We start from the raw sequence: 23,431 nt of genomic DNA on the forward strand, positions 1-23,431 counted from the left end.
TTGATGCTACTTGCCGTAGCGCTGAAGGAAAGTCGCCTCCGCCACCGCGATGCGCTCGATCTCCGTCGGATCGACGGATTCGTCGACGCCGTGGATGCCGCACATCGGCTCCTCCACGCCGTAGAGTGCGATCTCCGCGTCCGGGAAGGTGTTCTGCAGCGTGATGGTCAGCGGGATGGAGCCGCCGGAGCCGACCACGGACAGCTTGCCGGCGCCGTAGGCCTCCTTGAGGCACTCGCCGAGCGCGGCAACGGCGCCGGCTGACGGATCCGTCGCAAAGGGCTCGTTGACGCCGCTGACCTCAACCTCGACTTTCGCGCCCCACGGGGTGTGGGACTTGATGTGCTCCTCCATCTTCTGCGCGATCTCGGCGGCACTCTGGCCGGCCGGCACGCGCAGGTTGAACTGAGCCTCCGCCCGCGAGTTCACCGCGTTCATCGCCTCGGCCACAGGGGTGGAGGTAAACCCGATCATGGTCACCGCCGGGCGCGCCCACACCAGGTCGGCCGGCTCGTCGTCTGCGGTGCCGAGCAGCTGCACGCCCTCGAGCACGGTGGCGTCGGTGCGGAAGGATTCGCGGTCGTAAGCGTCGCCGTCCCACTTCGTGGTGGTGTCCACGCCGTCGATGGTGGTGCGGCCGTGCTCGTCGAAAAGCGAGTTCGCAATGACCACCAGCGCGTGCGCGGCGTCCGGGGCGCCGCCGCCGAAGCTGCCGGAGTGGACCTGGTTCGCCAGCGTCTCCACGGTGACCTTCACCTGCGCGCCGCCGCGCAGCGAGGTGGTCAGCGTAGGCACGCCTGCGGCAACGTTGCCGGAGTCCGCGATGAGGATCGCGTCCGCCTCGAACACCTCCGGCTTTTCCACGATGAGCTTGCCCAGGCCGTCCTTGCCGCCGAGCTCCTCGGAGCCCTCGACCACGACCTTCAGCCCCAGGTCAGTGCCACCGTTTTCCTCCAGCAAGCGCAGCGCCTCCAGGTGCATGGCCAGGTTGCCCTTGCAGTCCGCGGCGCCGCGGCCGTACCAACGGCCGTTTCGCTCCGTCAGCTCGAACGGGCTGTTCGTCCAGGCGTCCGGGTTGTTCGCGGGGACCACGTCGTAGTGGGAGTACAGCAGCACCGTGGGTGCGCCGTTTTTGGGCTCCCGCTTAGCGACGATCGTGTCAGCGTCATCCACCGTCGAGTAACGAGTCACGTCCAGCCCCAGCCCCTCCAGGGCGTTGACTGTCCAGGCGCAGGCGTCCTCGTGCTGGTCCGCCAGCTCGGGCGTGGAGTGCACCGAGTTGAAGGAGACCAGCTTGGACAGGTCGCTGAAGATGCGGTCGCGTTGGGGGGTGTAGGCGAAGCAAGAAGATTTCATGTCCCCGATCGTATAGATTGATGCAATGTCTCGGCGATGATTGAAAACTTGACAGGATCCTCGGAGCGTAGGAGGCAACATGGCGAACCTTGCATTTGATTTCGAATCTGTAGGCCCTGTAAGTAAGGCTCAAATTGAGCTGCGGGGGTTGACAGTGATTACAGGAGGCAACAACACGGGTAAGACCTATCTGGCTCATTCAGTATTCGGGTTGTTGAGCCGGATTGAACGTGCGAGTAGAATCCCGACGCTCTTTGTTCGCCGAAACTTTCTTGGTGGAGATGACGACGTAATTAACTCGGCAGTAGAACAAATTGATCGAGGCGGTGAGGCGAGGCTGAGGATGGATGAGCTGCGGCACTATATCAACCCAATTCTCGAATCGATTTCGCAGTCATTCTCTCAACGTTACGACAGGGCCTTTGGGGGTGGGGCTGATACTTTGGCAGACGCGAAGGTGACGGTAACGGCCGAGGTGCTCGATTTCAACGCACTAGAGGGCTTGGAAGTCATGTTCCATCGTGGCCGGTCTGCCCCAGTTCTATCTTTGCGGTACGACCACCTAGATCAAACCCTGGTTTACGAAGCATTGGAGGGATTCGCCGACTCGGACCCTGAAACGGTGAAGCTGTGGGTGACAATGAGCGTTGGCTCCACGTTGCTCCGGCTTGTGGCTCCGGGTCTCTTTATCTCCAGTGCCGAGAGGACAGGCGTTGTTATATTCCAAAGAGAGTGGGATCATTCGCGTTCCAACTTGATTGAGGCTATCGCCGAGGTGCCCGACGCTGAGCATCGATCCGCACTAGTCTCGGAGCATGTTCAGAGGTACCCTGCTGCAGTGGGGGCGAATGTAGACTTCATTAGAAGCCTTCCAGATCTGCCGCAGCAACCGAGTGACTTGTTGCGGGCATGTCCTGAAATCGAGAACCTCTTGAACCAGATTGTTGGCGGTGGGTACGACGCGTCCAGCAATCAATTGAATTACGTCGGAGAATCTGTCTCGCTGCCTGTCGCGGCATCATCCTCTACAATTCGATCGCTAGTCGACCTGTGGTTCTACCTTATGCGTGTCGCCAAGAAAGGCGACGTGTTGATCATTGATGAACCTGAATTGAATCTCCATCCTCAGAATCAACGCTTGCTAGCCCGGCTACTTGCGCTCGTCCACAATCAAGGTTTACAGATTTTGATTACTACACATTCGGACTACATCGTAAGGGAATTGAGCGCATTAGTTTCACTTTCTCAGCTCGGGGAACATGCTCCTGAAGAGGTTGAGCTGACTTTGAGCGGGCAGGGGATCACTCGGCAAATGGCGCTGCGCGCAGAAACTCTAAACGTGTATTCAACCTCGTTTCCTTCGTCGGGCACAGTTTCTGAAGTTGAGGTGACAAAAGAGGGGATTGAGCCAACGACGTTCGATGACGTCATCTCAGCGCAAAACGAATTATCGGACATGGTTGCATGGGGAGCAGACGTTGAAGCAGATAGCAACCTCGATTAGTAGCGTTTTGATCGATAGAGCATTCTCCGAGGTGACAGGATCCGGTGAGGTCGAGCTGGTTGAAGAGTCTTACTGTGTCATTGTCAGGGGAATTCCCCAGGGCTCGGTTTTGATAAAAACGGATCTGTTGGATCCTAAAGGTTTTGTTTCAGGGGACCCGTACGGCAGGAGGGCAGATTATGCTCTTATTGATTTTTTGAATTGCAGAATCACGTTTATTGAGCTGAAGTCGCGCAACCCAAACCACAACCACGTCGCAGATCAGCTACGGGGGGCTGGAGCAGTGTTGGATTACTTGGTCGCCATTATCCGTCACTTTGTGCTTGAACCTGTTGATTTGGCTACTTATGAGCGACGCTATGTGCTGCTTTCAAACAACGGTGGTAAGGATTCGCTTCGCAGAAATTTAGAACCTAAAGATTTTTTAGTGCTCAGGAGGAGAGACTCTGTGCCCTACGCTCGCTTCCGTCGATGAGTCGGCGGAATGCCGGCGTCAACGAGGTTCGAACTGCGGGGACAAGTGCGGTGCGGTCGGCCCGCGTGTCGCACCACGCTAGCAGCGTTGGCGGGGCCGGTTCGGCGGCAAATGCTTACCCCAGGATGCTTACCCAAGGGTGCTTACTTCTCGAGTAACCCTTGGCGTGCCAGCCCGCGCTACTCGAGAAGTAAGCATCCTGCAGTAAGCATCCTCGAACCGGTAAGCATACTCACCCGTCATCCTGCAGCGCCGGTAAGCATCCTTGCCTCAGCCCGACACCCCACCCCTTGCGCTCCTTGCACTCAACCCTGTCGAGTGCTAAAAATGTGGCTGGCACTCACGCAAGCCGAGTGCCAATAAACGAACAAAAGCGGGTGAGGCTGAGACCACTCGTCAGCCGTGCCGTCGCGGGCGCCTGCTTGCACCGACGACCTGAGTGATCGTCCATGAACGCCTATATATAAGGAGTGACACACTCGCATGGCAAAGATGATTGCATTCGACGAGGAAGCACGTCGCAGCCTCGAAAACGGCCTGAACACCCTGGCTGACGCCGTGAAGGTCACGCTGGGCCCAAAGGGCCGCAACGTGGTGCTGGAGAAGTCCTGGGGCGCCCCGACGATCACCAATGACGGCGTGACCATCGCCAAGGAGATCGACCTCGAGGACCCGTACGAGAAGATCGGCGCCGAGCTGGTCAAGGAAGTTGCCAAGAAGACTGACGACGTCGCCGGCGACGGCACCACCACCGCTACCGTGCTCGCCCAGGCGCTCGTGCGCGAGGGTCTGCGCAACGTCGCGGCTGGCTCCAACCCGATGGGCATCAAGCGCGGCATTCAGGCCGCCACCGACAAGGTGTCCAAGTACCTGCTGGACCAGGCCAAGGAAGTTGAGACCCAGGAGGAGATCGCTTCCACCGCCGGTATTTCCGCGTCCGACCCGGAGATCGGCAAGAAGATCGCTGAGGCGATGTACGCCGTGGGCAACGGTGCCGTGAACAAGGAATCCGTGATCACGGTTGAGGAGTCCAACACCTTCGGCGTGGACCTCGAGGTCACCGAGGGCATGCGCTTTGACAAGGGCTTCATCTCGGCATACTTCGCCACCGACATGGAGCGCGGCGAGGCAGTGCTTGAGGACCCGTACATCCTGCTGGTCTCCGGCAAGATCTCCAACGTCAAGGAGCTTGTGCCGGTGCTGGAGCAGGTCATGCAGTCCGGCAAGCCGCTGCTGATCGTCGCCGAGGACGTCGAGGGCGAGGCCTTGTCCACCCTCGTGGTGAACAAGATCCGCGGCACCTTCAAGTCTGTGGCGGTGAAGGCGCCGGGCTTCGGTGACCGTCGCAAGGCAATGCTGCAGGATCTGGCCATCCTCACCGGTGGCCAGGTCATCTCCGAGGAGGTCGGCCTGTCCCTGGAGACCGCCGGCATCGAGCTGCTCGGCCAGGCCCGCAAGGTTGTGGTGACCAAGGACGAAACCACCATCGTCCAGGGCGCCGGCGACCAGGCGCAGATCGATGGCCGCGTGAAGCAGATCCGCGCCGAGATCGACAACTCCGACTCCGAGTACGACCGCGAGAAGCTGCAGGAGCGCCTGGCCAAGCTGGCCGGCGGCGTTGCGGTGATCAAGGTCGGCGCCGCCACCGAGGTGGAGCTGAAGGAGCAGAAGCTGCGCATCGAGGATGCTGTGCGCAACGCGAAGGCTGCCGTTGAGGAGGGCATCGTTGCCGGCGGTGGCGTGGCCTTGCTGCAGGCCGCCAACGAGCTCGCCGACGACCTCGGCCTGGAGGGCGACGAGGCCACCGGCGTGAAGATCGTCCGCGAGGCCCTGTCCGCGCCGCTGAAGCAGATCGCGCTGAACGCTGGCCTGGAGCCGGGCGTGGTGGCCGACAAGGTTGCCAACCTTCCGGACGGCGAAGGTCTCAACGCCGCCACCGGCGAGTACGTGGACATGCTGGCCAGCGGCATCGCCGACCCGGCGAAGGTGACCCGTTCTGCGCTCCAGAACGCCGCGTCCATCGCCGCGCTGTTCCTCACCACCGAGGCTGTCGTGGCTGATAAGCCGGAGCCGGCTGGCGCAAACCCGGGCATGGACCCGGAAGCTATGGGCATGATGTAAATCAGTCTTAGCCGATGAAAGCGCGTCCTTCGGGGCGCGCTTTTTCATGCTTATCGACGTCAGCTCCGCCCCACCCCCGTATTGGTGTAAAACGTCACAGGCGGACGGCAGTTTTGGGCGTGTACAGATCGTCCTTGCGGCCGAATGAGTTACACGTTCTGCCACCAATTCAATTGGTGTTCACTTTCCGGTTTCGGTCAGGGCAGGTTATCGGCCCGGTCGCGAAAAGGTTACGTTTCGGTGAACGCATACCAGCTTAAAGCTGCCTGTGTGGTGCAAATCCTATTTTGAGAATGCGCTTGACGTAGCTGGTCGATGTGGCAAAATTCCTCCTGTGACGCCCACCGGGTGTCAGTACCTGTCAAGATTTGCCAGACACACACTGGCACCTATCGAAAAGGGGAAATCAATGCCTTTCGATCTCAAGTTCATCCAGAAGCAGCTGAAGACCTTCAAGACCTTCGCCACCAACCTGGCTGATCTGTTCCAGAACACCCCGAAGACCATCAAGAACTTCGCTGACAAGGTCTCCGCGTAAGCCTTCACCTCACTCAACACAAACTTTCTTTAAAGGAGAATCATCATGGACAACGCATTGACCAACTGGGTTGCACTTTCCTCCGGTAACGGCGCCAACGGCGTCACCCAGGTTCCGGGCGCTCTGCTCGACCTGCTTCGCGAGCTGGGCAAGCTGGCTGGCAACATCGCTGAGCTGATCGGCTTGGTCGCGTAACTGTAACGCGCACTAGCCGAAGGTCCCGTCGCAAAGCGGCGGGGCCTTTTTGCATTCCCGCATACTTCTCCGGCACACCGCGCCCGCGCCGAATAGACTGAAGAACATGGCTGACAACAAAGACGACGAACTGCCGATGATCGACCTCGCCCAGACCGAGGGCTGGGTTGTGGACGACACCGACGAGGACGACCCGGTCCTGCTCATGCCGGACGGCACCGCCATCCAGACGTGGCGCGAGAACTACCCCTACGACGAGCGTCTTTCCCGCGACGACTACGAGAAGGAAAAGCGCGCCCTGCAGATCGAGCTGCTGAAGTGGCAGAACTGGACCAAGGACACCGGCCAGCGCCACATCATCCTCTTCGAGGGCCGTGACGCCGCCGGCAAGGGCGGCACGATCAAGCGCTTCAACGAGCACCTCAACCCGCGTGGTGCGCGCACCGTGGCGCTGGAGAAGCCGTCGCCGCGGGAGTCCACCTCCTGGTACTTCCAGCGTTACATCGAGCACTTCCCGGCCGCCGGCGAGATCGTCTTCTTCGACCGCTCCTGGTACAACCGCTCCGGCGTGGAGCGCGTCATGGGCTTCTGCACCGAGTCCCAGCACGCCGAGTTCCTGCGCGAGGTGCCGATGCTGGAGAATATGATCCTCGGCTCCGGCATCTCCCTGACCAAGTTCTGGTTCTCCGTGACCCAGAAGGAGCAGCGCACCCGCTTCGCCATCCGCCAGGTGGACCCGGTGCGCCAGTGGAAGCTCTCGCCGATGGACCTGGCGTCCCTGGACAAGTGGGAGGACTACACCCGCGCCAAGGAAGAGCAGTTCCGCTACACGGACACTGACGAGTCGCCGTGGATCACCATCAAGTCCAACGACAAGAAGCGCGCCCGCCTCAACGCGATGCGCTACATCTTGAGCAAGTTCGAGTACACGAACAAGGACCACGAGGTTGTCGGCGAGCCGGATCCGCTCATTGTGAAGCGCGGCCGCGACCAGATCGGCGACTAGGGGCACTTCGCTTGACGACGACCCCCTGCACCCCACGGTGCCGGGGGTCGTGGCCGTTTGGCGTGATGAAAATCACCGACCGCCCCGATGGTTCGCAGTGAAACATGTTCGGGCATCATGGCCGCGGGCGACGTGCGGATATGGGGAAGCCTGGGTAATTCCTGTGTGAAAACCGCAGGTAAGAAGGATGTCCAACTTTTAGGCCGGGAAAAGATCTGTTTATTTCTCGGGCTCCCGGGCGTAACATTTGGCCGTCACAACCAGATAGGTGGTGTGTCATCTATATTCTGTCGAGCCGAGGATCTATGACTCAATGCGCCCGCCCCACCTTTGCCACCCGCGCACGCCGTGCGGTGGTGGTGTGGGCTGCGCTCGCACTCGCGGCGGTGCTTACCGTCGCCGCGACGGTGTACCCGGGCTCGCAGGAGGCGCAGGCACAGTCGACCGCGGCCACCGCCGACGGCGTGAATTTTGGCAACTGCTCGTTCCGCGCGGGCACCGGGGTGGCGGAGAACTGGGCGAACCAGATTTGCTGGCTCGACCTGACCGGCCTGCCGACCACGAATGGCGGCACAGCGACGCTAACCAAAAAGGTCGGCGACTACACGCTGAAGTTCGACGTGAAGCTCGAGTCCAGGGGCACGACCGTCAAAGAGGCGGCGACGAAATCCCCGTGGGATCAATCCGCATTTGGTAAGACCGGCACCGGCTTCTTCGAGCGCCAGAGCTCGGCCACGGCGAACGATGTCGTCGCCATCCGCGGTGGCGGCCTTGCCCGCTACACCTTCAGCAACATCGCGATCACCGACGCCGCCGGCAACCGCGTGAGCAACTACCGCTTCGCCATGGCGGACGCCGAATCCACCGGCGCCGGCGCGTCCCCGGGCGAGATCCTGGACGTATCCAACACCAGCCCGAACAGCAAGGGAGTGACACCTGCGACGCGTTTGACCCCCGACGGCTACAAGGACGCGTGCACCGCGAAGCAAAACGGCAAGGCGATTTACGGCCCCGGCGCTGAGCCGCAGGCCAGCCTGTGGGGCACAACCGGGTCGATGCAGCGCGATTTCATTTGCTGGGTTCAGGAAGACGCGGACTACCGTGCGTCGACGAGAGCGTACGGCGGGTTCATCGTCGGTGTGAACAGCCCGTCGTCGATGGAAATCGCTATCGGCTCCGTCGGCGGATCTGGCCAGCAGGCGTTCGCACTCGGCATCGGCTTAAGCCGTGTCGAGTTTGCCAACAAGGATGCCCTGGCCACGGTGAATAAGGATGCCGAGAACTACTTCCTCGGCGCCGAGTCGAAGGCCACGGCGAACTACGAGGCCTTCTCCCGCAACAATGCGACCGGCAAAGAATCGCCGATCAAGGTCACCGAAGGCGGCACGGCAACACTCATGCGGTCGCTGGATGTTAACGGTGTGCCGGAGGATACGTTGGGGTTTCGGTCGTCGTTAAGCAATGCCCCGAACCGCTACAACCCGGTGTGGAAGTGCGTGCTGACCACCTCCGGGGGCAGCGCGACGTCCGAGACCATCCGCGCGGGCGCCGTACCGGCCAGCTACAAGCTGACTAACCAGGGCGAGACGTCGACGCTTCTAGTGGATAGCCCGGACAACGACAAACTCAACTGCACCGTGAGTTGGGAACCCAAGTTCAAGCCGGCGAAGCTGGATTTGAGCAAGACGGTCGACGGCAACGCCGCGGGTTTCGACGAGATCAAGCTGCAGAAATACACCCTGCACTACGCGTGCCGTGCGCCGGAGGGCTTCGCGCAGGCGTACCCGGACGTCAAGTTGGAAGGCGACGCGGTGGTGGAGCCGGGCACCATCTCCACGGTGGGCAACCTGCCGCAGGGGACCACGTGCACCGTCACCGAGCGTGTGGCGCAGCCGCCAGCCGGCACCGATCTGAAACTGTCGTGGAACAAAGGCGTGGCAGGCGACGCGAAGGCGCCTGTGACGGTCGTGCTGCCGACCACCGGCGCAGCCCCGACGGCAGTGGGCGCGGCGAGTGCGAACAACAACTACTCGTACCGGGCCGGTTCGCTCAACTTCAGCAAGACCATCGTGGGCGACCCGGTTACCGACGGCAAAGTCGGCGGCACGTACCGCTTCCGCTTGGTGTGCGCGGGCACGGACGTCAAGCGCGAGTTTGAACTGAACCTCACGAGCGCGAAACCCTCGGCGGCCACGAAGCTCGACGGCATCCCGGTCGAGCGCGACTGCTCGATCGCGCCCCTGACCGACCTGACGCAGAAGCAGCGCGAGACCATCCAATTCATCAGCCGCGACGCGACGCTTGCGGGCCAACCGGCAACCCCGGACGCAGCCGGCGCCTACCACTTCACGCTGCGTGAAGGCACCACCCCGGAACTGCACTTCACCACCAGCTACGACTACCTGACGTTCCCGTTGTTCGTCCGCAACGAGGTCAACGGCCTAGCCGCCGGCGCCGCCGACGTGGAGCGGTTGCGCTACACCGTGCACTACCGCTGCCAGGTGGAGGGACGCACCGTCGCCGAGGGCACCGCCACCTTGAACGGCTCCCAGGGCGAGGCGCGTATCGACGACATCCCGGCCTCCGCCTCCTGCACCGTCTGGGAAGACCTGCCGGGCGATACCGCGACCACCCTGTTCAAGGGGGCGAAGGTGCGCGCCTCGGATGCGAGCGACCAGGCGACAACACTGACCAACGAGGAAGCGAAAACGCAGCCTGTGACCACGATCCGCGTGGTCTCCGGCACGGACCGCAACCAAGTGACACTGGTGAACACCTTCGACCCGAAGCTGGGGACGGTCTCGCTGCGCAAGGTGGTCGACGCGCAGGTGCAGGGCGCGCTGCCACAGTCGTACGCCTTTACGTTCCGCTGTGGCTCGCGCAACGTCGCCACCTCGGTGGCGGGCCAGTCGCGCGCGGTGGAACTGACCGGCCGCGCCACCGTCGCCGCCGACGGCACGGTCACACTGACAGCCAACGACGCCGCCGCGAACGACCAGAACGGCGCCATGGGTGTGCCGTACGGCAACACCTGCACGTTCGCCGAGGAGACCCCGAAGGTAGCCGGCGGCATCCTGTTTTCCACCGACGTGCAAGACGTGAAGCTCGGCGTCGACGCGGCGCAGAACACCGCCACGGTGACCAACACGTACCGCCCCGCGGGCAACGGCCTGACCGTGAGTCTGCGTACGGGTGGGCGCGAATCGTTGGCGTTGTCGTCGCTAAGCTATGCCCTGAACTGCGACAACGGGTTCACCGAATCGTTCGACCTCGCGCCTGGAGAAAGACGGGCGTTTACCGCCGCGCAGGTGCCGCAGGGCACGGCGTGCACGCTGACGGAAACCGGCGATAGCGCCACCCGCACCACCGCGGACGGGCGCGACTACCCGATCCAGGCGACATCCGAGTACCTCTACGCGTCGGACGCCGAGGACATCACCGCCGTGGACAACGGTGGCGAGTTCGTCATCGGCATGCAGTCGACGATGGACGTCCACCACGAGTACGACTTCATCGAAGCACCAGTGGCCGGTACGAAGCAGGTGGTCTTCAACGACCCGAACAACCTCATCTCCGAGCCGCGCCGCGCGATCAAGTCGAATCGCATCTTTCCGGTCAACCTGGTGTGCACCAACCCGGACGGCACCGCGGGACCGAACATTTCCACGACGGTGCAGCAGGGCCAAGCTCCCGGCGGCACCCGCGCCGCGGCCGGCTCGACCTGCACCATTACGGAGGGCGACACCACCACGGCGGTGGGCATCACGCTGAGGAAAGCTATCGACGTCAACGGCGCGCGCACCGACGGCGGCACCGCGAAGTTCACCGTGGACGACGCCAAGGGCGTGACGCTGCTGTTCGTCAACACCTATGAGCGCCGCACGACGTCGATCGAACTGACCAAGCGCGCCATCTTGCCCACCGACGCGATCCGCGCGCAGTACGCCAACGCGGGAAAGGACCTGCAGGAATCGCTGTACAACCACGCGTTTAGTCTGGTCTGCCGCGATCCGGAGACGGGCGATACCGCGGTGCTCCAGCAGCAGTCGGGCGCGATCAAGGGCGAGGGCTCCACGACGTTTGACGGCGTGCCGGTCGGCGCGGACTGCCAACTCACCGGCGACAAGTTCGGCTCCCTCGCCCTGGCGATGAACGACGGGCAGGACGACCTGAAAGCGTTCTTGCGCCCGGCCTTTGTGGATTGGGTTGTGGACCGCGAAGGCGGCAACGCCTACCCGGACCAGAAGCTGGACAACGACACGACCACGTCGCCGGTGTTCCTCACCGTGGACGACCCGGCGATGAACCACGTCCGCCTGGACAACCATTACGAGTACGAAACCTCCGAGGTGCGCCTGAGCAAGGAGCTCGCCGGAGCGGCGGGCAACCTCAGCGAGATCCCGGAGGACTACACGTTCAACTTCGCGCTGCAGTGCAAGGCGATCGGCTATCAGACCAGCTCGGTGGGCGAGACCTCCTTCATCCCGGAGAAGCTGCGCCCGGCGGACGGTTACGTCATTCCTGCAAGTATCCGCAAGGGCGACTTCACCGACGGCACGTTTGTCTCCGGCGAGGCGAAGGTTCCAGCCGGGTCGCTGTGCACGTTCAACGAGCAGGATGCGGCGAATGTGCCGGAGGCGCTGACCATCGCCCCAGAGCAGAAGATCGTGCGCGGCTACGCCCCCAATCCGGGTGAAACCGCGCCTGCGGACCTCCACTTCGTGAACAAGGTGGAGCGGCGCACCACCCCGGTGCGTCTGGCGGTGTTCAATTCCGGCTACCTCGCCGGAGCGGATGAGGCGGGCTACACCGCGCAGCTGCGTTGCGACGACCCCGCCACTACCTCGTTGACCCGGCAGTTCCCGCTGACTGCCCTGTCCGGCTCGGAGATGCCCCGCACCTTTGAGGCCCCGGCGAGCGGGCAAGTCGTGGACCTGCCGGTGGGGGCGAACTGCACTCTCGACTTCACCGGCAGCGCGGCGCTCGCCGCTCGCGGCCAGCTCGAGGTGACCGACGGCGCACGCACCCCGCTGGTGCAGTACGCCACGTGGGGGAGCGGTTCGCCCGCGCTGCCTACCGGCTCGCTGTCCAACCTCGCCCCGGACGAGGTGAACGGCTCCGACAAGGCGTACTCGTACACCTTCGCCACCGCGGCGAACCTGCCGTCGGCGGAGACCGCGCTGACCGTCGGCGCGGACATCTACCACCCGCGCGCCCACTACGACGTCGCATTTACCAAGACCGCCGCCGGCCCGAACTCCGGCACGTTCACATTCCACCAGTCGTGTTCGTCGCAGAGCGAGGAGTTCCAGGTGCGCGCCGGCGAGACGCACACCATCGCGGACGTGCCGGTGGACAGCGACTGCGCCGTTGACGAGGTCGACGACGGCAACCCCGACGCGGCGTCCGTGTTCCAGGTGGTGTCTAACGGCGAATTGGTCACCCCGCTCGAGGGCGACACCGATTCGGTGGTGTTCACCGCGCAGCCGGTCTCCGACCCGACAGACCTCGCCCGCTCCGGGGACCGCTGGTCGCTCACCGCGAAGAACACCTTCCCAGGCGTGAAGGTGCAGAAGCTTATCGACGGCACTCCGCTGGGCCAGCTCACCGGCGACGCCTTCGGCACCACGCTGCTGCGCCACGACGCCACCTCCATGCAGATGACCTACACCGTGACCAACACCGGCGAGTTCCCGCTGAAGGATTTCACGGTGACGGACCCGTCGCTCGCCGGCCTCGACGTCACCCGCGGCGGGGTGGTTACGCGCATCGGCGACGACGGCGCCGTACCGGACAGCATCTGCCCGACCACCGAGCTGGCCGCCGGCGAGGAGTTTTCCTGCACCTTCAACGTCTCCATACCAGCAAGCGCAAACGAGACCTGGCGCTACCCGTCCGACGGCGACGCCGCGGTGACCGTCACCGCCGCCGCGAACGCTGGCGGGGCGACCCAGACGGTCAAGGCGGCGGATGCGCAGGGTGCGTTGAAACCTTCGGCGTCGCTAAGCATGCTGCTCCCCGAAACCGGCGAGCAGACCCTGGTGCTGTTCCTGCTGCTCGGCCTGGTGCTGTTCGGCTGGGGCGCATGGCGGGTGAGCCGCCGCGACGAGCGCGCGGAAGGCGGTGAGCTCGTTGAGATGTAGAAAATTCGCCCGCTACAAGCGGACGGTGTACGGGCTTTCCTAAACCGGCACATGTAATTCCGAAAACCAACTCCACACACCCACCCACTCCCAGAAAGGGATTCTGAACCATGTCGAACCTGACCAAGAAGACCTTCGCGCTGGCCGCCGCGGCCGCGTTCGCAACCGCCACCCCGCTCGCCGTCGCCCCGGACCTCGCGCCGGTTGCCATCGCGCAGCAGGCCAACAACGCTATCGATGCGTCGAAGCCGGTGAGCCTGACCATTTCCAAGCAGGACAACACCCCGGGCCAGGACCAGAAAGCCATCTCAGGCACCGAGTTCAAGGTCGAGCGCATCAAGATGACCAACGGCCTGGACACCGCAAAGGGCTGGGAAGAGGCCAACGAGATCGTCGAAGGCGGCGCGACTGCCGCGACCGTTGATGAGACCATCGGCACCAAGGCCACCGGTTCCGACGGCACCGTCAAATTCGACAACCTCGAGGTCGGCCTGTACCGCGTCACCGAGCTGGTCAACGGCGACTACACCGTCGCCGCACCGTTCCTGGTCACCCTCCCGCTGACGCAGGAGGACGGCACGATCAACTACAACCCGACGATCGAGCCGAAGAACCAGCTGATCAACCCGACCAAGGCCGTCTCCGACACCAACAAGAACGTCGGCGACACCGTCACCTACACCGTCAAGGCCCCGGTCCCGGCCGGTGACGTGCTGCAGGACGGATCTCGCACCATCTCCGATTACCGCATCGAAGACCAGGTGCCCGCGGCATTCACGCTTAACGACGGCTCCGCCGAGGTCACCCTCCTGAACAGCACTGAAACCCTGGCCGAGGGTGACTACACCGTCACCTACGAAAACAACCGCCTCGTGGTGAAGTTCACTGACGCTGGCCGCACGAAGTTGGCGAACCTGCGCAAGGACAACCCGGAGCTGCAGGTCCAGGTTGTCTTCGGCGCCACCGTGAAGACGATCCCTGCGAACGGCACCGTGGTCAACACCGCCGAGGTGTATGTGCCCAACCGCGATGGGTCGATCAAGTCCGTGCCGGAGCGGGACATCATCGACGGCAACAAGTCGAACTCCGACGAAAACAAAGAGAAGAACGACACGAAGACCCAGTACGTGAACGTGGTGTTCTCCAAGACCGTCAACGACAAGAACAAGGACAACGAGAAGACCGGCGCCGGTGCCGAGTTCCAGGTTGTGCCGTGCCAAGACGGCAAGGTCTCCAATGACGCCGTGGCGCTCAACGCTGCGAACGAGGCCGGTGACGCCAAGACCGGCAACACCTTCACCACCGTCGGCGGCGACGACTCCACCCCGGCGTCCGTGACCGCGTTTGCGCTCCAGTTCGACCCGGAGACCGAGTACTGCGCCGTGGAGACCAAGGCGCCTGAGGGCTTCCTGCTCAACCCGGAGCCGCAAAAGCTCGTTAAGGGCGAGGATGTGAACGGTCGTCCGGTGTACACCGTGACCACCAACGACGTGAAGGACAACATCTGGGGCCGCCTGCCCGCGACCGGTGAGCGCACCATGCTCTACATCCTCGCGCTCGGCCTCGTGCTGTTCGGCGGTGGCGCTGCGTACCAGCTCAGCCGCCGCAACGCTTAAACCGCGCAGATGGTGAAACACCGATGGTGAATATGCCCGGAATTGGCGCATTTTCACCATCTGCCATTCACCATCTGTGGCCCACGCAAGCCCCCACCATGACAAGGAAGGACACCATGCACTTACGCACGGCACCCAGGCTGGCCGCCGCGCTCGCCGCTGCCTTCCTTGCCTGCGCGCCCGCCGCGTCCGCCGCCGACCTCCGGGTCGATCTCCGGGAAAGCGTCGGCGCGGACTGGTTCGCGCGCATCGGGGACCGCGATGTGGAGCTGTTGCTTATCGACGACCTCCGGCCCACCCCCGAAACCCTCCAATCCCTGGACATCCCGGCGATCGCACGCGACCACCCCGACCGCCTGCGCAAGGTGGACACCAAAGCGTCGGAAGATGGCACCGCCACCTTCACGGGCCTCGATACCGGCGTGTACCTGGTGCGGGTGGCGGACAACCCGGATACGCAGGACGCGCGCGTGTCCTACGCCCCGTTCGTGGTGGCGGTGACGCCGGACAAGCCGGCGCAGGTGGTGGCGCCGAAGGCGCAGGAGCTGGGGATCAGCGTGGACCCGCTGACGGCGTGCAACACCCCGGAATGGAAGGAAGCCGCAGCGCCTGGGACGTATGTGGAGTACGACTTTGTCTCCACCGTGCCGAACCTCTCCACCGACGGCACGTTGAACCAGTACGCGCTGACCTTGGAGTTCTCGCGTGGCCACACTGTGAAGTGGGTCAATGACGGGCCCCGCAGCGTGGTGGCGCGAGGCGAGCAGGTGCTTCGCTTCGACGCAGCGGCGGCGACCACCTCGAAGCAGGTGCCGGGCACGGCGCGCAAGGACCAGCCGGTGACCAAGCTGCAAGCGCCGCGGCTGACCATCCACGGCGCGGGCAAGAGTACCGAGCTGAAACGCGGCGAGGACTACGACGAGCAGCAGCAGGGCAACGACGAGGCGACCTTCACGCTCACCAGCGCGGGCCTGGCCAAGCTCGCCCGCGCGAAGTCGCTGGATCCGGCCACCACGGTTGAGACCTGGGTGCCGGCGAAGGCGAACGAGAAGAAGCCGTGGGGCAGCGGCCCGGTACGCAACGCCACGCTCGGGGACCTCGCAGCCACCGCGACGCTGACGGCAGACGGCATGGACGCCACCCGCGCGCCCGTCACCGTCGAGCACGTCAACCACATCAACGTGGTGCAGCGCGGCAAGTGCTTCGACGCTGCCGCCGCAACCACCACCGTCACCGACGACGACCAGCCCAGCACCGAGACCGAGACCGAAGCCCAAACTCAGACCAGCGCCGCCCCCTCCGACGCCACCGTCACCGAGGTGGTCACCCGGGAGACCACGCGGGCGGACGGTTCCACGTCCACTGTGACTGAAACCGTGGTGAGGGAAGGTGAGGGGGACGGGACGCCGTCGATAAGTAAGCGCGTCGGTGACCTCGCCTCAACGGGTGCCGGGGTGCTGGGCATTACCGGCGTGGCGGTGCTACTGATCATCCTTGGGCTGATCCTGCGCAGGCGCAATGACGGCGACGAAGAGTAAGCGCCGCAGCAACGCGGTGTCCTGGATCGTGCTGATCCTGGGGGCGCTGCTGTTGCTGTACCCGATCGCGTCCACGCTGTCCGCGCAGTACCGGCAGATTAAGCAGAACGAGGAATACGCGGGCGCGGTGCAGGAGCTCAGCGACGACACCAAGGCCCGCGAGCTCGCCCGCGCCCACGAGTACAACGACCGGTTGCTGGCAGCCGGCCCCCACGCGCGCGCCCCGCGTGACGAGGACCCCGGCTTCGACGACTACATGTCCCAGCTGATCCTGCCGGAGAGCTACCACGTGATGGCGCGCGTGCGCATCCCGCGCATCAACGTGGACCTGCCCGTGTACCACACCACCAGGGCGGACGTACTTTACGACGGCGCCGGCCACATGTACGGCTCCACCCTGCCCGTCGGCGGCGACGGCACCAACGCGGTGATCTCCGCGCACACCGGCATGGTCAACGCGGCGATGTTTGACCAGCTGCCCATGCTCAAGCCCGGCGACGACATTTTCATCGACGTGCTCGGTGAGCGCCTGCGCTACCGCATGACGTCGCGCGAGGTGGTCAAGCCCGACGATTACGACGCCGTGACCTACGAGCCCGGCAAAGACAAAATCACCCTAATCACCTGCACCCCGTACGGGCTCAACACCGATCGCCTGCTCGTCCACGCTGAGCGAGCTCCCCTGGATCCCACGACGCCAGAGCCCACCGTGGATGCCTTTGTGTGGTCCTGGTGGATGATCGCGGTGCTGCTGCTTGTTTTGCTGGTGCTCCTGCTGATTCTGTGGAAGCGCTGGCGGGACCGGCGGAAGAACCAACGCGGACGCGGCCCGATCGGTAACTAGGCAGCGGTGCGGTCCGAGTTCGCGCTGCGGGATCTCTCAGGTGGTGCTAATTTTTGACGCATGATCTCTCGCCGTGCACTCGTCGTCGCCACCACTACCGCCCTCGCCATCGCCGTCCCGTTCGCCGCTCCCGCTAGCGCCGCCCAGCCGGAGGCGTTCCCCGAATCCACCCGTCCGTACCTGTACTTCCAGGGCTTCGACGGGGTGGATAACCCCGCCCACTTCACGCACGACCTGCCTGAGGGCTGGTCGCAAGACGTTGAGGGCGTGACCTCGGGCGAGGCCCGCTGGAACGGATGGACCATCTCGGACGTGCGCCACTGGACCTGGGCCGCCGGCACCGACGAGCGCCACTTTTTCACCCAGGGGCACGACCAGTTCGCCATCATCGATTCGAAGCAGCAGCGCCTTACCGAGCGCGACTCCATGGACGCGCGCATGAGCACCGCACCGATTGACATCGCCGGCCAGAACAAGGTCGCCCTCGAGTTCGACCAGCACTACCGCCAAGGCAAGGACGGCCAGCAGGCGCAGGTTGCGGTGGGGTTCGATGGTGGGGAACCGGAGGTCGTCGATAGGCTAACTAGCGATCGCTACTCCTCCCACGAGTACTTCGAGCTCGACGTGCCGGAAGGCGCCACGACGATGCAGGTGACGTTTAGCTACCTCGGCGGCAACGACGACTACTGGTGGGCCGTGGACAACGTCGCGGTGCGCGCGCCGTTCACCCCGGCCGCGGAGAAGCCGAACACCGTCATCGACGTCATCTCCGATACGCAGGACGACCCGGAGGACTTCAAGCTGGCCGTGCGGCGCCTCAACGCCATGCCGGAGAAGGCGGGCGCGCTGGTGATCAACGGCGACCTGGTGGATAACGGCAGCCAGGAGCAGTGGGACAAGTTCCTAGCCGCGCGCAAGGAGGTCCCGCACGATTCGGGTGTGGAGCTGTGGACCATCGGCAACCACGAGATGTACGGCAAGGAAACCTCGGAGGTGCACATGCAGCGCTTCCTCAAATATTCCGGGCAGGACAAGCCGTGGAACGAGGTGGTGGTGGACGGCACCCCGCTGATCAGCATTAACACGGAGTACTACTCGGACGTCGACCGCGACGGCAAGGAGCCGTTCCAGCGCATCTCCGCCGAGCAGCTGAAGTGGCTGGATGAGCGCCTCGCGCACTGGGATAAGCAGGGCGTGACCGCGCTGGTGTTTACGCACCCGCTGCTGCCAGAGACGGTGTCGATGAGCCATTCCGCCTGGTACCAGAACGATTTCGAGGACGAGCAGGCAATCTCGGATGTGCTGTCCAAGTACAACGACATCGTCGCGTTCACCAGCCACTCGCACTCCTCGCTGAAGCAGAACAACTGGTGGGGCACCAGGCGTTACGACGGCACCCCGCAAGGCGCCATCGGCTTCCCCGTGGTGAACACCGGCGCGATCTTGAACGAGTACCTGCCGGACGGCGACCACGACGAGGAGATCGTGGACGACAAGGCCGCCACCGGCCTGCGCGTGAAGGTCTACGACGACCGCATCCGCGTCGAGGCCTGGGACTTTAAGGACGGCCATGGCCTGGCCAACCCCAACGGCGAGGCGAAGATGATTAAGTACCAGGACTTTTCCAAGCAAAAGCGCGTGGCGGCGCCCGCGGTCGACGCCCCGGCCAAGCCCAACCCGGATACGCCCACGGATACCGCTGGCGGTTCCTCCACCGGCGAGAAGATCGCGGTAGCTATTGGCATTCTCGCCGCGATTGGCGGGGCGTTTGCGGTGCTTGCGCCGCGTGTGCATGAAGTATTGGGTGGCCTCGGCCTGCCGGCAGTGCCTTTGGAGCTGATCCGCTGATCCACTGGCCCGACGGCGATAAACGGCATCTTGCAAGTCACATTTCGGGCGGGGCAGCGGCCGCAGGCATGCCCCTGTCGATTGTGCCCAGGGACATTGATCGGATGGGTGGTTAACCCGCTGATAGCGGTGCACCCCCGTGCTGTACCCCCTTCGGACTCTGATTACTGAGAGAACCTCACTTTTTGACGCATTCATGCTTCCTGATTACGGCAGTACAGCTGGCAAGTGTGGGAAAAACCTAGAGGTAGACGCGAAGTAACATTGGGCTAACACCCTTTCGAGCGTAGGTATACCTGACCTGATGTTTCTCAGCGCTTTACGGTTTTGACAGCTCGCGTGAAGCGAGTATGGACACCGAGTTACGGTTCCGTTATGGTCAGCGTTGGCGCCCAAGCTGGGCCCAGAGGTGGCGTGGACGAGTTTGTCGTCTCCCAGCTCAACCTCCCATCGCTGACCGCTACTCGGGCCCAGCGAATTTCGATTCTCCGAAAGGATTTTCCATGGCAATTGCCATCAAGAAGACCGCCGCGATCGCCATCGCCGCGGGCCTGACTTTCGCCGGCTCCGCTGGTATCGCCGCGCAGGACGCGCTGGCGCAGACCACTAACACCGTTGCACCGACGCCGCGTGCGACCGAGCAGCTCGCCGCATCCTCCACCATTCCGGAGGGTGACAACTTCTCCCTCGTGGTTAACAAACGCTACAACCCGACCGAGCTGCGCATCGGCACCGGCCAGGCTGACGACGGCATTTCCGGCGAGGCGCTTCAGGGCGCGAAGTTCCAGGTGGAGAAGCTCCAGGGCGACATCCGCGACCAGGCGGAGTTCAACCGTCTGGCGAAGCTGACCCAGGAATACAACAAGGCCGGCGTCGCAGAGAAGCCGGAGATCACCAAGGATACCGGGTTCACCGCTCAAAAGATCGCTACCGACAGCAACGGCCAGGCAACCTTCTCTAACCTGCCTGCTGGCGTATACCTCGTCACCGAGACCGAGTGGGAGAATGCACGCCCGGCCGAGGCTGGCTACGAGTCGAACGGTACGGAGACTCTCGTCCCGGCCGACCCGTTCATCGTGTTCCTGCCGATGACCAACCCGGCTGGTGACGGCTGGATCTCAAACGTCAACGTGTATCCGAAGAACTCCTTCGCACGCGTTGAGAAGGCAGTTGAAGATGAGGGCAAGCACGTCCTCAACGAGGATCAGGTGACTTACACCCTCACCGGTATCGTTCCGTCCGCCCAGGAGGGCAAGAAGCTCGACTGGTTCGGCCTGCGCGATGCTTACAACAACACCGAGATCAAGCCGGACTACGAGAACCTGGCGGTCAAGGTCATCAGCGTCGACGGTGCCGAGAAGGACCTGACCAAGGGCACCGATTTCGCTGTTGGCGCGGATGAGGGCTACGCCTCCGTCGCGGACGAGAACCTCGCCGATGGCGCGAACGCTGGTTTCTTCGTCGGTGTGGATCCGTCCGTGCTCAAGCCGGGCGACCGCGTGATCGCAACCGTGACCGCGGACCTGCTCGATGGCGCGAACGCCGACCAGAAAGTGGAGAACTCCGTTCGCGAGTACTTCCGTCACTCCACCGACGACAGCAACTTCTCCGAGGTTCCGCCGGAGACCCCGCCGAACACCCCGCCGGGCGACACCCCGCCGAACGAGACCCCGAACGACAAGGTCGTTTCCTACTTCGGCAACATCCAGGTGTTCAAGACCGGTGAGGAAGACGGCAAGCGCACCGCGCTCGCGGGAGCGAAGTTCGAGGTGGGCAAGTGCAACGCTGAAGGCACCGCAATTGACGGCGACGCAATCGCCAATGGCGAAACCGATGAAAACGGCACCCTCACCTTCGAGGGCCTGCACGTCACCGACTACGCCGACGACGCTGTGGTTGAAAACCCGGGCAAGTACTGCCTGCGTGAGACCGCCGCGCCGGCCGGATACACCTTCGACAAGGATGCTGTCTACCCGCTCGAGCTGACGCGCGAGACCAAGAACGGCCGTCAGCCGGCGAACTTCCTCACCACCACCAACGCGAAGTCCGCGAACTTCGAGGCTGCTGGCGACAAGATTGCGAACGGCGTTGCGGTGAACAACCTCAAGAACAGCGTCCCGTTCCTGCCGAACACCGGTGGCATGGGTGTGCTGATCATGGCCCTGGCTGGTCTGACCATCATCGGCGGCGGTGTCTACGCGGCACGTCGCAACTCCCAGTCCGCATAAGCGAAAGCGCGGACCTAGGTCTAGCGGCTGATAACAAACGCTAGGCCGGGAAGCGCCCCGGCGAAACAACCGGGGCGCGCACGCCCGCCGGCAGGAGGGCGAAAAATTCCTGCCCCAGTTTGAAACCGGAGGTCGTCGATAGGCGACGGCCCCACAGAGAGGACACGACAGGTGACTACCGCAGTGAAGGCGAAGCACCGGCAACAGCCGGCGCAGAAGTCCTTTTTCCAGCGTGTCGGCCTGCCTGTCCTCATCATTCTTGTCGGGCTACTTGTGCTCATGTACCCGGTGATTTCCACGCAGTGGAACAACCGCGTGCAAGAGCAGGTGGCCAAACAGTACGAGGATCAGCTGTCGGTCGCGCCGCCGGAGCAGGTGAACCGGGCGTACGACGCGGCGGTGGAGTACAACCGCACGCACACCGATGGCCCGATCCTGGATCCGTGGCTGGCGCGCATCAGCGAGGACAACGCCGAGTACAAGGAGTACGAGCGTCACCTCGCGGGTGTGTCCGCGATGTCGCAGCTGGCGATTCCGTCCATTGACGTGCGCCTGCCCGTCTACCACGGCACCAGCGACAACACGCTGCAGAAGGGCCTCGGCCACCTGTACGGCTCGGCGCTGCCCACCGGCGGCGAGGGTTTCCACTCGGTGATCACCGGCCACACCGGGCTGACTACGGCAACGCTTTTCGACGACCTCGTGGACGTCAAGGAAGGCGACGCCATTTACGTGTCCACCTTTGGCAAGCGTCTGAAGTACCAGGTGTACAAGACCGAGGTCGTACTGCCGGACGAGACCGACAGCCTACGCGCGGAAGCGGGCCGCGACCTGCTCACGCTGGTCACCTGCACCCCGTACGGCATCAACACCCACCGTCTGCTCGTGCACGCGGAGCGCGTGCCCTTGGATCCGGACGAGGCGAAGATGCTCGACGAGTCAACCTCCACCGTCCAGTGGTGGATGTGGGTGCTCGGTGCAGTGGCGTTGCTGGTGCTGCTGGCGCTGATTTGGTGGATCATCCGCGAGAAGAAGAAAAGCGACCGCAAGGACGCCATGACCAGGGAGGTTCTGTCCTAATGCGCACTTCGAAGTTTGTGGCGGCGCTCGGCGCGGCGTCAGTCCTTGCGTGCGGGTTCTTCGGCCCTGCTGCCGATGCGAAGGTGATCAGCGGCAACGACCGTGACATCCCCGCAGCAAGCGTGGATACCGCACGCTCTATCTCGTTGGTGGTGAAGAAAGCGGCCACGAACCCCTACGACGATGTGCCGGCAGGACAGAAGCCGCCAGCCATCGCCGGGGCGACGTTCAAGTTGTCGTTGGTTGACGGTACCGACGTGACCACAGACGAAGGCCGCGCAGCGGCCAAGCAACTATCGCTTGACGACGCTAAAGCTAAAGGCCTCACACAGATCGGCACCTCCCGTACCGACGAGAGCGGTGCAGCCAGCTTCGACGACTTGCAGGCAGGTTTGTACCTGTTGGAGGAAGATGCCCCGGACGACGGCCGCGAATACCACGTGTCCAGCCCGCAACTGATCATCCTTCCTTTGGGCGACGTGCGCGGCACCGAGTTCAAATACGAGAACGTCGTGGTAACCAAATGGGACGGCAGCGACGGCGGTGATCCGCCGACATCTACGCCGACGCCCACACCGTCCGAGTCCACCTCCACAACGAGGGCGCGTACGACTGAACGCACCACCGAGCGCACCACGGACCGGGAAATCGAGACCTCTACGGAGCGCACCACGGTGTCTACCCCGGTCGAGTCCACGATCACCACCACGATGCCGAACGGCTCGACCACGGTGATCACCACCCGCCCGTCGACGTATGTAACCACCCAGCCGAACGGATCGGTGACTACGGTGACACAGCCTTCAGACGGCGGTCGACGCGGCGGCGATCTCGCCGAAACCGGCGCGAACGTGCTCTGGGCAGCCGGGCTGGGCCTGGCATTGGTCCTGCTCGGCGTGATCCTGGCTGCGCGTAGGAAGGTAGAAGACTAATGAGGAG

Annotated in this window: 15 protein-coding genes; 14 read left to right on the top strand and 1 reads right to left on the bottom strand. The window is 63.5% G+C overall.

Translation table 11 applies throughout. The annotated features are described in order from the left end of the window. Positions 1-6: 6 nt before the first annotated feature. The gene (locus tag MHY23_RS02735; protein ID WP_239306323.1) at positions 7-1,356 is read right to left on the bottom strand and encodes a dipeptidase; all 1,350 of its coding nucleotides are present in this window, start codon (positions 1,354-1,356) and stop codon (positions 7-9) included. A 79-nt stretch (positions 1,357-1,435) separates the two neighbouring features. On the opposite strand from MHY23_RS02735, the gene MHY23_RS02740 reads away from it, so the two are divergent. From MHY23_RS02740 to MHY23_RS02800, 14 genes are all read left to right on the top strand, one after another. Continuing rightward, positions 1,436-2,860: an AAA family ATPase gene (locus MHY23_RS02740; protein ID WP_239306324.1), complete on the top strand. Its 1,425-nt coding sequence runs from the start codon at positions 1,436-1,438 to the stop codon at positions 2,858-2,860. Beyond that, the gene (locus tag MHY23_RS02745; protein ID WP_239306325.1) at positions 2,835-3,335 is read left to right on the top strand and encodes a hypothetical protein; all 501 of its coding nucleotides are present in this window, start codon (positions 2,835-2,837) and stop codon (positions 3,333-3,335) included. The genes MHY23_RS02740 and MHY23_RS02745 overlap by 26 nt, the downstream gene beginning before the upstream one ends. Positions 3,336-3,818: 483 nt before the next feature. Then, positions 3,819-5,456: a chaperonin GroEL gene (gene groL / locus MHY23_RS02750; protein ID WP_239306326.1), complete on the top strand. Its 1,638-nt coding sequence runs from the start codon at positions 3,819-3,821 to the stop codon at positions 5,454-5,456. 409 nt (positions 5,457-5,865) lie between these two features. Continuing rightward, complete coding sequence (locus tag MHY23_RS11905; RefSeq protein WP_255711455.1) at positions 5,866-5,994, top strand: hypothetical protein; 129 nt, start codon at positions 5,866-5,868, stop codon at positions 5,992-5,994. 45 nt (positions 5,995-6,039) lie between these two features. Further along, complete coding sequence (locus tag MHY23_RS02755) at positions 6,040-6,189, top strand: hypothetical protein (protein ID WP_239306327.1); 150 nt, start codon at positions 6,040-6,042, stop codon at positions 6,187-6,189. Between the two features lie 106 nt (positions 6,190-6,295). Continuing rightward, positions 6,296-7,195: a polyphosphate kinase 2 gene (gene ppk2, locus MHY23_RS02760; protein WP_181192856.1), complete on the top strand. Its 900-nt coding sequence runs from the start codon at positions 6,296-6,298 to the stop codon at positions 7,193-7,195. 305 nt (positions 7,196-7,500) lie between these two features. Beyond that, positions 7,501-13,338 carry a DUF5979 domain-containing protein gene (locus MHY23_RS02765; RefSeq protein ID WP_239306328.1) on the top strand — a complete coding sequence of 1,946 codons (5,838 nt, stop codon included), beginning with the start codon at positions 7,501-7,503 and terminating at the stop codon, positions 13,336-13,338. A gap of 110 nt (positions 13,339-13,448) precedes the next feature. Then, positions 13,449-14,954 (top strand): SpaH/EbpB family LPXTG-anchored major pilin, encoded by a 1,506-nt coding sequence (locus MHY23_RS02770; RefSeq protein WP_239306329.1) that lies wholly within the window; start codon positions 13,449-13,451, stop codon positions 14,952-14,954. Positions 14,955-15,070: 116 nt separating this feature from the next. Beyond that, the gene (locus MHY23_RS02775; protein WP_239306330.1) at positions 15,071-16,492 is read left to right on the top strand and encodes a hypothetical protein; all 1,422 of its coding nucleotides are present in this window, start codon (positions 15,071-15,073) and stop codon (positions 16,490-16,492) included. Next, positions 16,473-17,336 (top strand): class C sortase, encoded by an 864-nt coding sequence (locus MHY23_RS02780; protein WP_239306331.1) that lies wholly within the window; start codon positions 16,473-16,475, stop codon positions 17,334-17,336. Before MHY23_RS02775 ends, MHY23_RS02780 begins: the two co-directional genes overlap by 20 nt. Before the next feature lie 60 nt (positions 17,337-17,396). Beyond that, positions 17,397-19,184, top strand: a complete 1,788-nt coding sequence (locus MHY23_RS02785; protein WP_239306332.1) for a metallophosphoesterase — start codon at positions 17,397-17,399, stop codon at positions 19,182-19,184. A gap of 503 nt (positions 19,185-19,687) precedes the next feature. Continuing rightward, entirely contained in the window at positions 19,688-21,412 is a 1,725-nt protein-coding gene (locus tag MHY23_RS02790; RefSeq protein ID WP_239306333.1) for a SpaH/EbpB family LPXTG-anchored major pilin, read from the top strand. A gap of 171 nt (positions 21,413-21,583) precedes the next feature. Further along, positions 21,584-22,492, top strand: coding sequence for a class C sortase (locus MHY23_RS02795; RefSeq protein WP_239306334.1), 909 nt, complete (start codon positions 21,584-21,586; stop codon positions 22,490-22,492). Further along, on the top strand, positions 22,492-23,424 hold the full coding sequence (locus MHY23_RS02800) for a SpaA isopeptide-forming pilin-related protein (RefSeq protein ID WP_239306335.1): 933 nt from the start codon (positions 22,492-22,494) through the stop codon (positions 23,422-23,424). The genes MHY23_RS02795 and MHY23_RS02800 overlap by 1 nt, the downstream gene beginning before the upstream one ends. Positions 23,425-23,431: the final 7 nt, after the last annotated feature.

The organism is Corynebacterium sp. ACRQP (assembly GCF_022345915.1).
Lineage (GTDB): Bacteria > Actinomycetota > Actinomycetes > Mycobacteriales > Mycobacteriaceae > Corynebacterium > Corynebacterium lehmanniae.

Excerpts from the sequence above, each read along its gene's own strand:
- MHY23_RS02790 (WP_239306333.1), top strand. The coding sequence starts at position 19,688 with ATGGCAATTGCCATCAAGAAGACCGCCGCGATCGCCATCGCCGCGGGC.
- MHY23_RS02765 (WP_239306328.1), top strand. The coding sequence starts at position 7,501 with ATGACTCAATGCGCCCGCCCCACCTTTGCCACCCGCGCACGCCGTGCG.
- MHY23_RS02800 (WP_239306335.1), top strand. The coding sequence starts at position 22,492 with ATGCGCACTTCGAAGTTTGTGGCGGCGCTCGGCGCGGCGTCAGTCCTT.
- MHY23_RS11905 (WP_255711455.1), top strand. The coding sequence starts at position 5,866 with ATGCCTTTCGATCTCAAGTTCATCCAGAAGCAGCTGAAGACCTTCAAG.
- MHY23_RS02735 (WP_239306323.1), bottom strand. The coding sequence starts at position 1,356 with ATGAAATCTTCTTGCTTCGCCTACACCCCCCAACGCGACCGCATCTTC.
- MHY23_RS02775 (WP_239306330.1), top strand. The coding sequence starts at position 15,071 with ATGCACTTACGCACGGCACCCAGGCTGGCCGCCGCGCTCGCCGCTGCC.
- MHY23_RS02780 (WP_239306331.1), top strand. The coding sequence starts at position 16,473 with ATGACGGCGACGAAGAGTAAGCGCCGCAGCAACGCGGTGTCCTGGATC.
- ppk2 (WP_181192856.1), top strand. The coding sequence starts at position 6,296 with ATGGCTGACAACAAAGACGACGAACTGCCGATGATCGACCTCGCCCAG.
- MHY23_RS02740 (WP_239306324.1), top strand. The coding sequence starts at position 1,436 with ATGGCGAACCTTGCATTTGATTTCGAATCTGTAGGCCCTGTAAGTAAG.
- MHY23_RS02755 (WP_239306327.1), top strand. The coding sequence starts at position 6,040 with ATGGACAACGCATTGACCAACTGGGTTGCACTTTCCTCCGGTAACGGC.
- MHY23_RS02785 (WP_239306332.1), top strand. The coding sequence starts at position 17,397 with ATGATCTCTCGCCGTGCACTCGTCGTCGCCACCACTACCGCCCTCGCC.
- groL (WP_239306326.1), top strand. The coding sequence starts at position 3,819 with ATGGCAAAGATGATTGCATTCGACGAGGAAGCACGTCGCAGCCTCGAA.
- MHY23_RS02770 (WP_239306329.1), top strand. The coding sequence starts at position 13,449 with ATGTCGAACCTGACCAAGAAGACCTTCGCGCTGGCCGCCGCGGCCGCG.